The sequence below is a fragment of the Microbulbifer yueqingensis genome (assembly GCF_900100355.1).
Taxonomy (GTDB): domain Bacteria; phylum Pseudomonadota; class Gammaproteobacteria; order Pseudomonadales; family Cellvibrionaceae; genus Microbulbifer; species Microbulbifer yueqingensis.
In genome coordinates this window covers 568,761-583,548 of the sequence record NZ_FNFH01000001.1, presented here as the reverse complement: position 1 = coordinate 583,548, position 14,788 = coordinate 568,761, and the positions used below count along the sequence as shown (strand labels likewise).

The 14,788-nt window shown below is 64.3% G+C and carries 13 protein-coding genes and 1 other RNA gene; 7 read left to right on the top strand and 7 right to left on the bottom strand.

The annotated features are described in order from the left end of the window. Nucleotides 1-95 precede the first annotated feature (95 nt). From BLT26_RS02565 to BLT26_RS02550, 4 genes are all read left to right on the top strand, one after another. The gene (locus BLT26_RS02565) at nt 96-722 is read left to right on the top strand and encodes a glutathione S-transferase N-terminal domain-containing protein (RefSeq protein WP_091507758.1); all 627 of its coding nucleotides are present in this window, start codon (nt 96-98) and stop codon (nt 720-722) included. Between the two features lie 23 nt (nt 723-745). After that, nucleotides 746-1,141 (top strand): ClpXP protease specificity-enhancing factor, encoded by a 396-nt coding sequence (locus BLT26_RS02560; protein ID WP_091507755.1) that lies wholly within the window; start codon nt 746-748, stop codon nt 1,139-1,141. 125 nt (nt 1,142-1,266) lie between these two features. After that, on the top strand, nt 1,267-2,487 hold the full coding sequence (locus BLT26_RS02555; protein WP_091507751.1) for a GGDEF domain-containing protein: 1,221 nt from the start codon (nt 1,267-1,269) through the stop codon (nt 2,485-2,487). 111 nt (nt 2,488-2,598) lie between these two features. After that, nucleotides 2,599-3,213 carry a Yip1 family protein gene (locus tag BLT26_RS02550; protein WP_091507748.1) on the top strand — a complete coding sequence of 205 codons (615 nt, stop codon included), beginning with the start codon at nt 2,599-2,601 and terminating at the stop codon, nt 3,211-3,213. Nucleotides 3,214-3,266: 53 nt separating this feature from the next. Here BLT26_RS02550 and BLT26_RS02545 read toward each other — a convergent pair whose 3' ends face one another. Next, the gene (locus BLT26_RS02545) at nt 3,267-5,222 is read right to left on the bottom strand and encodes a M48 family metallopeptidase (RefSeq protein ID WP_091507744.1); all 1,956 of its coding nucleotides are present in this window, start codon (nt 5,220-5,222) and stop codon (nt 3,267-3,269) included. Continuing rightward, complete coding sequence (locus tag BLT26_RS02540; protein ID WP_091507741.1) at nt 5,223-5,819, bottom strand: LemA family protein; 597 nt, start codon at nt 5,817-5,819, stop codon at nt 5,223-5,225. A 217-nt stretch (nt 5,820-6,036) separates the two neighbouring features. On the opposite strand from BLT26_RS02540, the gene BLT26_RS02535 reads away from it, so the two are divergent. Next, entirely contained in the window at nt 6,037-7,227 is a 1,191-nt protein-coding gene (locus tag BLT26_RS02535; RefSeq protein WP_091507737.1) for an acetyl-CoA C-acyltransferase, read from the top strand. A 133-nt stretch (nt 7,228-7,360) separates the two neighbouring features. Here the strand turns inward: BLT26_RS02535 and BLT26_RS02530 are convergent, their stop codons facing one another. Genes BLT26_RS02530 through BLT26_RS02515 form a run of 4 tightly spaced genes read right to left on the bottom strand, consistent with a single transcriptional unit; the run spans nt 7,361 to nt 10,883 of the window. Further along, a complete protein-coding gene (locus tag BLT26_RS02530) occupies nt 7,361-7,951 on the bottom strand; it encodes a BON domain-containing protein (protein WP_091507733.1) in 591 nt (196 codons plus the stop codon). Nucleotides 7,952-7,954: 3 nt separating this feature from the next. After that, nucleotides 7,955-8,545, bottom strand: a complete 591-nt coding sequence (locus tag BLT26_RS02525; RefSeq protein WP_091507730.1) for an SIS domain-containing protein — start codon at nt 8,543-8,545, stop codon at nt 7,955-7,957. A 56-nt stretch (nt 8,546-8,601) separates the two neighbouring features. Further along, a complete protein-coding gene (locus BLT26_RS02520; RefSeq protein WP_217631358.1) occupies nt 8,602-8,979 on the bottom strand; it encodes a YraN family protein in 378 nt (125 codons plus the stop codon). Then, nucleotides 8,976-10,883, bottom strand: coding sequence for a penicillin-binding protein activator (locus tag BLT26_RS02515; protein WP_091507727.1), 1,908 nt, complete (start codon nt 10,881-10,883; stop codon nt 8,976-8,978). The genes BLT26_RS02520 and BLT26_RS02515 overlap by 4 nt, the downstream gene beginning before the upstream one ends. A 38-nt stretch (nt 10,884-10,921) precedes the next feature. Here BLT26_RS02515 and rsmI point away from each other — a divergent pair, with 38 nt between their 5' ends. After that, nucleotides 10,922-11,761 (top strand): 16S rRNA (cytidine(1402)-2'-O)-methyltransferase, encoded by an 840-nt coding sequence (gene rsmI, locus BLT26_RS02510; RefSeq protein WP_091507723.1) that lies wholly within the window; start codon nt 10,922-10,924, stop codon nt 11,759-11,761. Between the two features lie 183 nt (nt 11,762-11,944). On the opposite strand, the gene BLT26_RS02505 is transcribed toward rsmI, so the two are convergent. Then, nucleotides 11,945-14,068, bottom strand: a complete 2,124-nt coding sequence (locus BLT26_RS02505) for a prolyl oligopeptidase family serine peptidase (protein WP_091507719.1) — start codon at nt 14,066-14,068, stop codon at nt 11,945-11,947. A gap of 214 nt (nt 14,069-14,282) precedes the next feature. Here BLT26_RS02505 and rnpB point away from each other — a divergent pair. Beyond that, nucleotides 14,283-14,639, top strand: an RNA gene (gene rnpB / locus BLT26_RS02500) — RNase P RNA component class A. The last annotated feature ends 149 nt before the right edge of the window (nt 14,640-14,788 follow it).

The following is a 14,788-nucleotide window of genomic DNA, read 5'->3' as shown; positions in this document are numbered from 1 at the left end:
CGCCGCATCCGGGTGGTGGAGTTTCTCCATCACCCTTTCGTTTTTCGGATCCCGGCCCGGCGACATGCCGGCCGATAGTTTGAGGTAGTTACAAGATGGGTGTGCCCACCAACAAGCGCTCCTCCATGACCTTCTTTTCCGATGGTCGCAGTCACCTGAGTCACCGCGTGCGGATTGTGCTCGCAGAAAAGGGGGTTTCGGTAGACATCATCGATGTCGACCCGGATGACAAGCCGGCGGAGCTCGCGGATCTCAATCCCTATAACTCCCTGCCCACACTGGTGGATCGCGATCTGGTGCTGTTCGAGACCAAGGTGATGATGGAGTACCTGGACGAGCGCTTCCCACATCCGCCCCTGCTGCCTGTCTACCCGGTGGCGCGGGCCCAGAGCCGCCAGATCATGTATCGTATTGAGCGCGACTGGTCTCCGCTGGTAGACAAGATCCTGGCGGGAGGTAAAGAGGCGACTGCGGCGCGTAAGGAACTGCGCGACAGCCTGGTCGGCATCGCGCCGCTGTTCAATGACCTGCCTTACTTCTTCAATGAAGAGTTTTCACTGGTAGACTGTTGCATGGCCCCGCTGCTGTGGCGCCTGGAGCAGTTCGAGATCAGCCTGCCGAAGACCAAGCAGGCCAAGCCACTGCTGGATTACATGGACCGCCTGTTCTCACGCGAAGCCTTCCAGCAGAGCCTGACCGAGTACGAACGGGAAATGCGTTGAGGTGATTGTTGAGTAAGCAGGCCATGACATCCAGTCGTCCGTATATCCTGCGGGCCTTTTACGAATGGATCAGCGACAACCGCTGTACACCGTACATCCTGGTGGATACCCACCTGCCTGGGGTGCTGGTGCCGCAGCAGCATGTCAATGAGGATGGCCAGATTGTACTCAACATCTCCGAGGGAGCGGTGGCCGGGCTGAATATGGACAATTACGCCATCCGCTTCAATGCACGTTTCGGCGGTGTGCCCACCGATATCCAGGTGCCGGTGGGCGCGGTAGTGGGTATCTACGCGCGGGAAAACGGCCAGGGCATGGTGTTCGAGGCCGAGGAAACCCCCGAGCCACCCGAGCCCACGCCGCCCACCAGCCTGGGCAAGAAATCCGCGAAGAAACCCTCGCTGCGGGTGGTCAAGTAAGGATCCACTGCCAGTTGGGAGCGGGCCGCAATCCCCGGCCCGCTGTTTCCGGCCTGCGACCCAGTGCCGGACGGTGCGTGACCCATTCCCTATAATCGCGGCCCCGCAGTTATCCTGATGTCGCTATGCCCTTTCTCGTAAACACCCTGCGCTATGGCTGGCTGTCCGCGCTGACCCTCGGGTTGGCGGCGGCGCTGTACTTCCAGCCGGTCCCGATCGATATCGCCATACTCCCGCGCCTGGCCCTGCTGCTGCTGGGGGCGGCGCTCGGTCTCGGCATCTACTTCAAGGCTAGCCGCCTCGCCTTCGTCGCCTGCCAATTACTGGCCGGTTATATCCTGCTGGGGCAGATACCCGCCGACGGCCGCAGCTGGCTTGTTGCTCACGGCCTGGCACTGCTGGCACTCAATACCTCCATAGTGATGGCCCTGCGCGATCGCAGCGTCATCAGCTTTTTCGGGCTGCTGCTGGCCGGGGTGCTGGTGCTCGAGATGCTGGGCCTGGGCTACCTGTACGATTGCTGTGCGGGGATCGTGACCGCTGCCAGGCCGCTCGCCGTGGTCCTGGCCGGGCTGCCACTGGGGCATATTGGGGACTGGCTGGTTTCCCTGGGATGGGCCGATCTCGGTTTTCTGGTCGCAGCCATCCTGGGCCTGGCGGTGGCCGCGGTTCGTCGCGACCCGGTCAACCTCGGCCTGCTGTCGAGCGTGTTGCTGACCGGCGCCGTCTACGTGCTCGGGGCCGGCCCCCGCACCCTGGTGATCCTCGCGGCCTGCGCGGGACTGCTCCTTGCCCTGCTGGCGCTGCGCAGTGCCTACGAACTGGCATTCCGCGATGATTTGACCGGTATCCCGTCGCGGCGGGCCTACAGCCGCTACCTGCTCACCCTGGGCCGCAGCTTCAGTATCGCGGTGGTGGATATAGATCACTTCAAGAAGCTGAATGACCGGTACGGGCACCAGGTGGGTGACCAGGCCCTGCGCATGGTTGCGGGCAAGATCGCCCGCTACGGGGGTGGCCGGGCCTTCCGCTACGGCGGTGAGGAATTCGTGCTGGTATTCCGCGGGCGCAACCGGGAGCGTGCCGAGCGCGCACTCGAGGATATGCGGAAAAGAATTGCCGGCTATCCCTTGCGGATCAGGGGCGCGAACCGGCCGCACAACAAGAGTGCCGGAAAGAGGTTGCGAGGCCGCGGTGGCAGCCAGTCGATCAAGACCTCGGTGAGCGTGGGGTTGGCCAGTGCTTCCCGCGATATGCGGTCCCCGGACGAGGTGCTGGCGGCTGCGGACAAGGCCCTATATAGAGCCAAGCGGGCTGGCCGCAACCGGGTGTGCACCCATAAATAAGCGCTTGGAGCGTTTCTGAATTTAAAATTGGCGCCTAATTCCTGTTTAGCATTGGTTAATAGGGCGCTATCCCCCGATACTGCTAGCAAAAGCGGATAAGGGAGAAGAAACGTGCGAATCTTGAGTCATACCCTCGGCATCCTGACCAATCCCGACAAGGAGTGGAAGGCGATACGCGCCGACAAGCACTCTTTCGCACAGGTTTTCCTGAGCCATGTCCCTATCCTGGCGCTGATTCCCTGCATCAGCGGCTATATCGGGGTCACCCAGGTGGGATTCCGGGTGGGCGATAACATCGTCAAGTTGACCGCCGGCAGTGCGGCAGCGCTGGCCATTCTCACCTATATCTCCATGTTGATCGGTGTGTACCTGTTCGGGGAGTTCATCAACTGGATGGCGAAGACCTACATGGTCGAGGGCGATGAACCCACACGCCACTATGAGGGCACGGCGCTGGCCGTGTTTGTGACCACGCCGATTTTCCTCGTGGGCTTTATCGGCCTCTATCCCAACCTGTGGCTCAACGCCGCGGTGACCTTCGCGGCTGCCGCATATTCAATCTACCTGATCTATGAGGGCATCCCGATCCTGATGAACCTCAGCAAGGAGCAGTCCTTTATGTACGCCACGTCTGTGGTGACCATCGGACTGGTCCTGTTGGTGACGGTGCGTGTGGGTTCGGTGATCCTGTGGAGCATGGGCGTGGGGCCCGTGTACGTGGATTGAAGCACGCGCTTTAAGGGTTAAAGCAGAGCCGGCCAGTGGCCGGCTCTTTTGTATCAGTCGGCTGGAGTCGGGAGGGGTGCCGTTTTTTCCCGGGGCGTGGCTGCCATCAATTCCGGGCAAACGGGCGGCATGGGGCAGTCGAGACTGTCGGCAACGGCCCGCAGCAACTCGATCTCTTCCGCGGCCACCACCCCGTCATGGGCCATGGTGGCCGCCATCGCCTTCAGCAGGCGCGGCTTGCGCAGTGGCTGGTCGCCAGCGGCGATGGCCACAGCCTTGTCCAGCCGGGCCAGGGTGATGTCGCGTCGTGCCGGCAGGGGGACCCGCTCGAGTTGCAGCGCCCCGAGGCCCGCGTCAAAAGCGCGCTTGGCTTCCAGGTAATCGCTGTTGCCCGCGTGGGCCATGGCCGCGAGGATAAAGCATGCAGCATCGCCGCGCGCCCGTCCGGCGGTCGATAGCCGCTGGCGGTCCGGGGTGCCCTCCAGGGCGTGCATCAGCAGGCGGTAGAGAGCCCACTCCCACAGGTCCACCTGGCGATCACTGCGCAGCAGCTTGATCAGGTTGCGCTTGAATACCTGGTATTGCTGCGGTGCCAGCGCCTTCAGCGCCGGGATGCACAGATCGATCAACGGCAGGCGGGCGCAATCAGGCAGGAGGTGGAAGTGCGCTTCCAGCTGTTCCAGCTCCCGTATTACTGCCGGGTGCGCAATCTGCCGCAGCATCCCCAGCTGTTGCTCCCGCGCGCTGGTGTCCCGGTGCAGCATCAACCGGTAGACCACCGCCCGGGCGGCAAATGGGTCCCGGGCTGCCCGGTGCAGGGGGGCAGGTATCGCACCCAGTAACCGGCGGCTGTAGTCGGTATGGCGCTCATCCGGGTTGGCGATGGTATTGTCCACCGCCTCCGCCACGCTCGCCAGGGACGCCGCCCCCGCTATACCCGCGGCCAGTGGGCTCGCTTCCTGTTTCCCTGCGGTATCCTCCGCTTCCGCGGGTACCGGGCGCACCGCCGGGAAGTGACCATTCCAGCCGGGGTCCAGGCGCCGGATCCGGGCGGGTAGTGGCGGGTGGGTGGCAAACAAGTTGGTGAAGGACTTCCTCAGGCCGCCGGCAAAATACATATGGCTGAACTCCGCCGCCTGGCCGGATGCCAGGGTCGAGCCGGCGCCGTGGCCGCCAATCTTCTTCAGTGCCCCGGCAATGCCGGTGTTATTGCGCGTGAACTGCACGGCGGAGGCGTCGGCGAGAAATTCCCGCTGGCGACTCACCGCGGACTTGATCAGGTTACCGAAGAAGGTGCCGGTATAGCCGATCACCATCAGCCCGGCGCCGATGCCAAGCAGTGCCGCGCGCCCGCGGTTGTCCCTGCTGGAGCCGACATGGCTGCCGCGCAGCAGCCAGTAGCCCAGCAGGCCGATAATCAGTATCCCATGCAGCAGGCCGACGATACGCAGGTTGAGGCGCATGTCGCCATTGAAAATATGGCTGAACTCATGCGCCACCACCCCCTGAAGCTCGTCGCGGCTGAGCCTCTCGATGCAGCCCCGGGTCAGGCCGATCACTGCATCGGCGGGGCTCTGCCCGGCGGCGAAGGCGTTGATGGCCGGATCCTCGATGACGTAAACGTCCGGCACCGGGGTGCCGGAGGCGATGGACATTTCCTCCACGACATTGAGGGCGCGCTGTTCAAGCTCGTCACGGGGGGCAATATTGATCTTGCGACCGCCAAGGGACTCCGCCACGGCACGACCGCCCGCAGACAGCTGGCGCAGTTTGTACAGGCTGCCCAGAACGATGACGGAGACGATCGTGGCGGCAATAGCGGCGACCGTATCCCAGCCCAGCAGCGGTCCCAGCGAAGTGGGAGAAAAGGCCTCACCCCGGGCATAGGCCACTATGCCGGCTGCCAGCAGGATAGTGATTGCGACCAGCAGCAGCACGGCGGTAGCGAACAGGCCGACCAATACGGCCGTATTTCGCCGGGCCCGGTCCTGCAGCTCGAAGAAATTCATTTAAAACTCCACGCGCGGGGCCGCCTGGAACTCCTCCGAGTCCTCAAACTCGAGCAGCTTGGCGTCCTCGCGATGGCCGAAGAAGCCGGCGAGGAGAACCGGTGGAAAGCTCTGCTTGTAGATGTTGTAACTCATCACCGAGTCATTGAAGGCCTGGCGGGCGAAGGCCACCTTGTTCTCGGTGCTGGTCAGCTCCTCGCTGAGCTGCATCATGTTCTGGTTGGCCTTGAGGTCGGGGTAGGCTTCCATCACCACATTCAGCCGGCCGAGCGCGCCCGAGAGGGCCCCCTCTGCCTGCCCGAGTTCCGCAATTGCCCTGGGGTCGCCGGGATTGGCGGCGGCGGACCTGAGGCCACTGAGGGCGCTGTTGCGGGCGCTGATAACCGCCTCCAGCGTGTCCCGCTCGTGCTTCAGGTAACCCTTGGCGGTATCCACCAGGTTGGGTATCAGGTCGTAACGCCGTTTCAGCTGTACCTCAATCTGGGCAAAAGCGTTCTCATAGCGGTTCTTGAGTGAAACCAGCCTGTTGTAAACACTGGCGGTGTAGAAAACCAGTGCGGCGAGGGCGATCAGCCAGAAAAGTCCCGAAAATTCCATCTGCAGTTCCCACTGTTGTCTCAGTTCCTGTGGCGCGAATACTAGCATGTCGTTGCGCCCCGATGCCCTTGACTGGTACGCAGGGTGTCAGCAACAGGGAGGGCCTGCCACAGGCCAGGGGCAGGTGGCGGCAGGGCGGGGCGCTTCGGGTATAATGCGGGCGGAATAAATAGACCGCCGGCGCGTTACTGCCGCCGGCACAGAATCGGAGCAGCGTATGAGTGATGTAACTTCAGATCCAGTGGTCATTGTCGGCATGGCGCGCACACCCATGGGAGCGATGCAGGGTGCCCTGTCTGCACTCACCGCTCCGCAACTGGGGGCGGCCGCCATCCGCGCCGCGCTGGAGGATGCCGGGATCGCCGGCAGCGATGTGGACGAAGTCCTGATGGGCTGTGTCCTGCCTGCGGGTGTCGGCCAGGCTCCCGCCCGCCAGGCGGCCCTGGGGGCCGGTATCCCCGAGGGCACTCCCACCAGCACCGTGAACAAGGTTTGCGGTTCGGGAATGAAGACGGTGATGATGGCCCGCGACGCGCTGCTGGTTGGCGATGCGAAAGTGGTCGTGGCCGGTGGCATGGAGAGCATGAGCAACGCGCCTTACCTGCTGCCGAAGGCCCGCGGCGGTATGCGCCTCGGCCACGGCCAGGTGCTGGACCACATGTTCCTGGACGGCTTGGAAAACGCCTACGACGGCCAGCTGATGGGCAAGTTTGCCGAATGCACGGCGGACAAGTACGAGTTTACCCGCGAGGAGCAGGACAGCTTTGCCCTGGAGTCCCTGGCGCGGGCCAATGCGGCCATCGAGCAGGGTGCCTTCGAGCGTGAGATCACTCCGGTAACCATCTCCTCTCGCCGCGGCGACGTCGAGGTGAGCGTGGACGAGGGCCCCGGCAACGCCCGCCCGGACAAGATCCCGCAACTGAAGCCGGCCTTCCGCAAGGACGGCACCGTGACTGCAGCCAATGCCAGTTCTATTTCCGACGGCGCGGCTGCCCTGGTGCTGATGCGCGAGAGCGAGGCGAAAGCGCGTGGCCTCAAGCCGCTCGCGGTGCTGCGTGGCCAGACCCAGTTCGCGCAGGAGCCCGAATGGTTCACCACCGCGCCGGTGGGAGCCATGCAGAATCTGCTGGAAAAAACCGGCTGGAATACCGCCGACGTGGACCTGTTCGAGATCAATGAGGCGTTTGCCGTGGTCACCATGTCTGCCATGCGTGAACTCGACCTGCCGCACGAGAAGGTCAATGTGAATGGCGGTGCCTGCGCGCTTGGCCACCCGCTTGGGGCGAGCGGAGCGCGTATCCTCGTGACCCTGCTGGGGGCGCTGGAGAAACGCGGCCTGAAGAAAGGTATCGCCAGCCTGTGCATTGGCGGCGGTGAAGCCACTGCCGTGGCTATCGAGCGGGTCTAAAACGCTCTTCGCCCCTTTCCCACCGGGAATGGGGCGGTACTCGCGGCCAATAGCGCCCGCGGCCAATAAAAAACGGGGGCAATGCCCCCGTTTTTTATTGGTGGTGCGGAAACGCTCTCCGCCGCAGCGCGGATCAGTCCACGTATTCCACTGCCTTCACCACTTTCTGTACCCCGCCGATGCTGCGGGTGACGTCGGCAGCCATTTCAGCCTCGGGCCGGGTCAGCAGGCCCATCAGGTAGACCACGCCGTTCTCGACGACCACGTTAATACGGCCGCTATCCACTTCCTTGTCCGCCAGCAGTGCGCTGCGGACCTTGGTGGTCAGCCAGGTGTCGCTGCTGCTGGCAAGCAGCGAGACATTGCCGCGCACCTGGATCTCGTTGTAGACCTGGCGCACGTTTTTCACCTGTTGCGCGGTGCGGCCGGCCAGCAGGCGCATCTCGGGATCCTGGACCTGTCCGGTCAGCAGGACCACGCCGTTGAAGACGTTGACGTTGATATTGGCCGCCTTCAGGTCCGGGTGAGCCTTGTTGATATTGACCGTGGTCACGGTTTCGATCTTCTGGTCATCCATGTAGGTGCCGAGGGAGCGCTTGCCGGGGTCCTGCTGGATGGGGCCGTCGTGGGTGGCCTCCAGCACCGAGGCGCAGCCCCCGAGGGCAGTCGCCAGGCCCAGCACCAAGGCCAGGTGGAAGTTGCGGTTAAAAATATTGGTTTTCATGGTTCAGTCCTCATAGCCACCGAACAGGCTGCTGTCGATAAGATCGCACAAGCAGAAAATGGTTAACAGGTGTACCTGGTGCACCTCGGCTGCGACCTCGGAAGGCACGCGCAGTTCAATATCGTGGTTATCCAGCAGGGCTGCACAGTCGCCGCCATCGCCGCCGGTCAGGGCGAGGATGCCCATATCCCGGTCGCGGGCGGCACGCATGGCCTGCACCAGGTTGGAATCGCGCCCGTCGTTGCTGACGATTACCAGCAGGTCCCCCGGTTGCCCCAGGGCGCGTACGGAGCGGGCGAATGACTCCGCGCGGCCGTGATTGCGGGCCACGGTACTCAATGAGACCGCATCCCCGCTCAGCGCAATGGCCGGCAGGCCGGGGCGCTCGCGCTCAAAACCGCCCACCAGCTGGGCGCAGAAGCTCTGTGCCAGTGCGCCGCTGACGCCGTTACCGCACAACAGCAGCTTGCGCTCCTCGAGCAGCGTGTGCACGATCATTTCACTGGCTTCGGCGATCAGCGGAGCCAGTATCTCGCCGGCGTTCATGGTCGCCTCGAGACTGCGGTGAAATAGGGTTACAACTCTCTGTTCCATGGGTACCGTCTGGGTAGATTCCTTTGCTGGCGGTGCTCCCGCTTGCCGCTGACTGTTCAGGATGGCTCGCCGGCGAAAGCCCCGGTGATCCAGTCGATCTGCTCCGCTTCGCCGTCAATAGCCACCACGTCGAAGCGGCATTGGCAGTCCAGCCGGTGTTCCACCAGGTAGCTCTCGGCAGCGGCGAGTAGTTTGCGCTGCTTCTGCCGGTCGACCGATGCGCCGGCCGTGCCAAAGTGGCTGTTGCGCCGGAAACGCACCTCGACGAACACCAGGGTATCGCCCTCCCAGGCGACCAGGTCGATCTCGCCCCGGCGGCAGCGATAGTTCCGTGCCGCGATACGCAACCCTGCCTGCTGCAGGAAGTCCGCCGCGCGCGCCTCCATCCGCGAACCGATGCTCCCGGGGGTGCCGGCGCGGCGAAACAGCTTCACTGCGCGCCGCCGATACCCGTGATGCCGGACCCGGTCCGCGGCTCAACAGCCGTGGTGACCGGCACCGGTGCGCCTTCTTTCATGCGTGCCCAGATCTGCTCGCGCACAATGCGGCCGTCGCTGCTCAGTCGCAGGGCGCCCGTCAGGCCGTGCACCTTCTGCTGCGGGAACTCGCGCAGCATGGGCAGGCGCGGGTAGAGCCGGAAGGCATCGGCGCCCAGGGCATACAGGCGTGCGAAGGCCGGCGAGGGCGATGCCTGGCGCACGATATTCTGCTTGGTGACGTTCTCGTCTTCGAACAGCCAGGGCAGGGCGGTGAATTCTATACCATTGATATCCCGGTCGCGCTGGGGGTTCACGCTGCCTTCGAATACCTGCGAGGTCGCATACACCGGCAGGTCGGCGGCATAGAAGAAGGTCAGCATGGGGTTGATCTGGCGTGCCTGTCCCGGCTGGGCCATGAGGAACAGCATGTCGGCGTCATCGCGCCGCCGCGGGGTGAACTCCAGTGGCGTGGCGAGGGTACGGCGCAGTGCCGCCTCACGCGACTTGCTGTCGGAGATCAGCAGCGCGTCGCTGACCATCTGCGAGAAATTACTCCGGTCGTGGAACGTCTTGCGGTCACTGATCGTTCCCCCCAGTCGCAGCCACTCCTCCTGGAAAGCCTGCGCACCGCGCTGGCCCCAGCCGGCATCGGAGGCCATGACCAGGGCCTGGCGGTGGCCCTGGCGGTAGGCGTGGCGCGCCACCTGGCGGGCCTCGTCCTCTACCGCCAGGCCGAACTGCACCAGGTCATCGGTCAGCCGCCCGCTTTCGCCATAGTTAAGGGCCAGGGTCGGTACCGGCAGTGTCTCCGTGGCCAGCAGGTTGGCTACCTTGCCCTTGTCCAGCGGGCCGACAATCACCTCGGCGCCGCCATCCACGGCGCTCTGGTAGATCTCCTGGAAGGGCTGGCCATTACCGGTGTCGTACACCTGGATAGCGGGTGTCGGCGCGCCAGCTTCCAGCGCGGTGTAGTAGGCAGCCATGAAACCATCGTGGATCGCCTGCCCGGCACTGCCGAGCTGGCCCGACAGCGGCAACAGCAGGGCGATACGCTGGGGGCGCTGGGCGGCCAGCTGTTCGAGCAGTTGCATGGCCCGCGGCGGGTACATGCTGGCCGTGTGGCGCGGCCACTGCTGGCGCCAGCGACTGAACTCCGTCAGCTGTGCGCTGATATCGGTCTGGGTGCTGCGTCCCAGCAGGGCCAGCTCGTACCACCCGCGCATCATGTGGTTGGCCGACTGGCGGGCGCGCATCTGCAGCTCGCTCGACGGCAGCTGGGTCAGCAGTTGCCAGAAGCCGCTGTTGTTGGCGCTGATCTCCTCCGGCGTGCGGGCCAGGTGGGCGATCTGCCGGCGCTCCTCGATGGCGCTGTCGATGTCGCCCAGCAGGCCCCAGAGCTCTGCGCGCAGGGTGCGCAGGGACAGCGAGGTCTCCGCTGGCAGGCGCATCCAGTTGCCGTCCAGGCGCGGCGCAGTGGCCAGGTCCAGGGCCTGGAAAAACTCGTCCTGCGCTGCCAGCACGCTGCCGTATACATGGGCGTACTCGGCGTAGCGCACGTCGTCCAGATTTTGCGCTTCGACCGAATCCAGCGCCTTCCGGGCGGTCGCATTGTCGCCCAGTCTGTATAGAATGGCGGCTGCCCGGACTTTCTGCTGGTCCCGCTCGGGGCCCTGCATCTGGCTGGCGCTCTCAAGCAGGTCCATGGCGGTGCTGCGGCTGGCTTCGGCGGTTATGGGGCCGGTCGGCCTGGCGGCGTCCGGTTTAGGCGCCGGCGTCTGGCAGGCGGCCAGGGCCAGGGCCAGCACACTGGCGGCAAGCCTGGTGACAACGGGGGGCGTGCGCCGGTCGAGGGCGGACATACTCTCTCTCCCACAAAATCTTGAATATGGAGTGTGCTATGGGGCCGGATCAGGCGCTATATGTGGTCGCGACACCTATCGGCAATCTGGCCGATATGGTACCGCGAGCGGTTGAAGTTCTACAATGCGCCGATCTGGTGGCGGCAGAAGACACGCGTCACAGTCAGAGACTTTTTTCCCACTTCGATATCGATACCCCGCTGGTTGCCTACCATGACCACTCGGACGAAGAGCGCACCAACCGGATCCTGCAGCGGCTGGAGCAGGGCCAGACAGTGGCGCTCATTTCCGATGCCGGCACGCCGCTGATCTCCGATCCCGGCTACCGGCTGGTTCGGGAGGCCCGTGCCCGGGGCATCCGCGTGGTCCCGGTACCCGGTGCCTGCGCCTTCGTGGCGGCGCTGAGCGCGGCCGGGCTGCCCAGCGACCGCTTTACCTTCGAGGGCTTCCTTCCGGCAAAGGCCGGCGCCCGCGCCAGGGCCCTGGAGCAGCTGGCGGCTGAGGAGCGCACCATGGTGTTCTACGAGGCCCCGCACCGGGTGGCGGACACCCTGGATGCCATGGCGGATGCGTTTGGCAGTGACCGCGAGGCGGTGATTGCGCGGGAGCTGACCAAGGCTTTCGAGACCTTCCACCTGGCGCCGCTGGCGGAGCTGGCGGCCTGGGTGCGCGCCGACAGTAACCAGCAGCGTGGTGAGATAGTGCTGATGGTGCGCGGTGCGGAAAAGCGCAAGGCCGACGAGCTGGACAGCGAGTCAGAGCGGGTGATGGCGCTGCTGCTGGACGAGCTGCCCCCCAAACGCGCGGCGGCGGTAGCCGCGGAGATCACCGGGGTCAACAAGAAGACGCTCTACAACTGGAGCCTGTCGCGCAAGTAACCCGCGCATCGCAGTCCTGGTGGCCTGCCGTAGGAGCGGCCGCTGGCCGCGACCCCTTGGGCCAAAGACTGCTATTGGCAGGTGGATTGGAAACGAGTGGGAAACTGTCCCGGGCCCGCCGCAGTTGGCGACGACCCGGGCCAGCCGTTCCCGCAGGTAGCGGGAACGATTGTGCGAGCCTGCTCAGCTCTGGGGCTTTTCTTTCGGCTCCAGCGAGGCCCACAGGTGCGCGAACATCAGTGCCACACGGTGTGCCAGCTGTTCGTTGGTGGCACTGCCCTTGTGCCCGCCTTCCAGGTTCTCGAAGTATTCCACGCTCTGGCCCATCTCCTTCAGGCGCGCCGCCATCTTGCGGGCGTGGCCCGGGTGCACGCGGTCATCGCGGGTGGAAGTGAAGAAGAACACGGAGGGGTATTCGGTGTCGGCTTCCAGGTTCTGGTAGGGCGAATACTCCTTGATGAACTCCCAGTCGTCGGTATCCGGGTTGCCGTATTCACCCATCCAGGAGGCGCCGGCCAGCAGCTTGTGATAGCGCTTCATGTCCAGCAGCGGTACGCCGCAGATCACCGCATTGAACAGGTCCGGCCGGCGCGTCATGCTAGCGCCCACCAGCAGCCCGCCGTTGCTGCGGCCCTCGATGCTGAGGCGCTGCGGCCTGGTAATGCGGCGCGCGATCAGGTCCTCGGCCACCGCGGCGAAGTCCTCGAATGACTTCACCCGGTTCTCACGCAGGGCCGCGGCGTGCCAGGCGGGGCCGTACTCACCGCCGCCGCGGATGTTCGCCAGTACGTAGACGCCGCCGCGCTCCAGCCACAGCTTGCCGTAGGCCCCGTTGAGCGGCTCGTAGGAGCCGGAGTAGGAGGGCAGCAGGGCATTGCGGAAGCCCCCGTAGGAGAAGATGTGCGTGGGGTTATCGGCGTCCAGCTCGATATCCTTTGGCATCACCACGAAGTAGGGCACCCGGGTGCCGTCGCGGGATTCGGCAAAATACTGTTCGATCTTGAACTTGCTGCCGTCAAAGGTCGGTGACTGCACCATGATACGGGTGAGTTTCCCGGCCGCGGGACGGTAACGATAGAGGGTGGGCGGAGTGACGAAGTTCTGCCAGCTCAGGTAAGTATCACCGCTCTCCTCGTCGTAGGCGGCGATGGAGAGCTGGCCGTTGTCGGGTACCTCAATCGGTGTGCGGGTAAAGCCGTCTTTGCCGCGGCGGTAGAAGTAGGCCCGGCCCTTGACGTCGTCGAGCATGGTCACCAGGACGCCCGCCCCGGTTACCGCGGCAGAGTCCACCACCTCGCTCTCGGTCGGGGTCACCAGGGCGGATACCTCGGCCTTCTCACCGAGCAGCGAATCCAGGGAGACCAGCACTAGGCTGCCAAGCGGCCAGGTCTTGCCGTCGGCCTTCCAGTCCCTGTTCAGCTTCACCACCAGGTCTTCGCCCAGTGCACCCTCGATCACGGCACTTTCCGGAAGCTGCAGCGGCTGCGCCTTGCCATCCCGGTAGACAAAGGTACGCTGGTGCCAGAAGTCCAGGCCCTCGCTCAACAGGATCGCGCGGCTGTCGCCGGTGCCGACGGAGATCGGACTCACCCATACGGATTCCTGGGGGACCTCCAGTACCGTCCGGGCCTTGTCGAGGGACTCGCCGCGCTGCCAAAGCTTGGCGGTGCGGGCGTAGCCGGAGCTGGTCGCCCCCTCGCTGGCGCCGGCAGTCGCTACCAGCAGGCGGTCGGCGTCGACCCAGACAGCCGCCTGCTTGGCCATCGGGGAGAAAAACCCGTCCTTGATGAACTTCTTGTCGCGTGCATTGAATTCCCGTAGCTCGACCGCGTCGCCGCCGCCCTCTGACAGGGCAACCAGGCAGCGGGTGTGGGCCTCATCCTCACACGTCATGCCCTTGAGGACCCACTTCTCGCCCTCGGCGCGGGAGAGTGCGTCGATGTCCAGCACCGTCTCCCACTTCTCGCTGCCACGATCGAATTCTCCGGCCCGGATTCGGCGATACAGGCCCCGGGGATTGGCTTTACTGTGGTGGTTCTCGTAAAGCCAGTCGCCTTTCTGGCTGATCTCCGGAAGCCGGTCCTCGGCATTGAGAGCCGCCAGTGCATCGCTGTACAGCGACTGGTACAGGTCGCTTTCGGCCAGCCGGGCCCGGGTCTGGGAATTCTGCTGCTTGACCCACTCGATAGCGCGCTCGCCATCGACTTCCTCCAGCCAGAGGTAGGGATCCTTCTCCGCTGCCCACGCCATGGAGCTGGAGGCAAGTACCAGCGCAGAGAGGGCGAGATTTTGAACTTTTATTCTCATATTCAACAAGCCTGTAGAAATGCGTCACCACGGATCCGCTGCCGTGATTGATCAGTCGCACAGGATATTTAAAGCGGTTCGGGTGTGTAAAGTTTGATCGCTCCGCGCTGAGGTGCAGTGCCGGGAAAGTGCGACGAATGGCAGTAAGCTGGGCGGCGGTACCTAATCAGCTTTCCGCCTTGCAATGCCCCCGGTGCCACATTACTCTTCGCCGCGAGCTGGCCAGGCAATCGCTGTTTCCCTTCGGGGAAATGGAGGAAAGTCCGGGCTCCATAGGGTGGGACGCCAGGTAACGCCTGGGGGGCGCGAGCCTACGGAAAGTGCAGCAGAGAGTAGACCGCCGATGGCTCCTTCGGGAGCACAGGTAAGGGTGAAAGGGTGCGGTAAGAGCGCACCGCGCGGCTGGTAACAGTCCGCGGCATGGTAAACCCCGTCCGGAGCAAGACCAAATAGGCCCTCTACAGGTGTGACCCGCACCGAGGGCGGGTAGGTCGCTTGAGGTGTCTGGTGACAGGCATCCCAGATGAATGATTGTCCTCGACAGAACCCGGCTTACAGGCCAGCTCAACAGATTCCCTCCCCATTCGGCTGCGGCCGGATGGCTGCCCGGCCGGCTGTGACCAGAGAAAACCCTCCGGTCAGTGCCGGCCTATCGGTAGCCCGCCACAAAGACCCGCGCTCAACCGACTAATCTCCCATTGAGGGCCTCCTGTTTTCGGG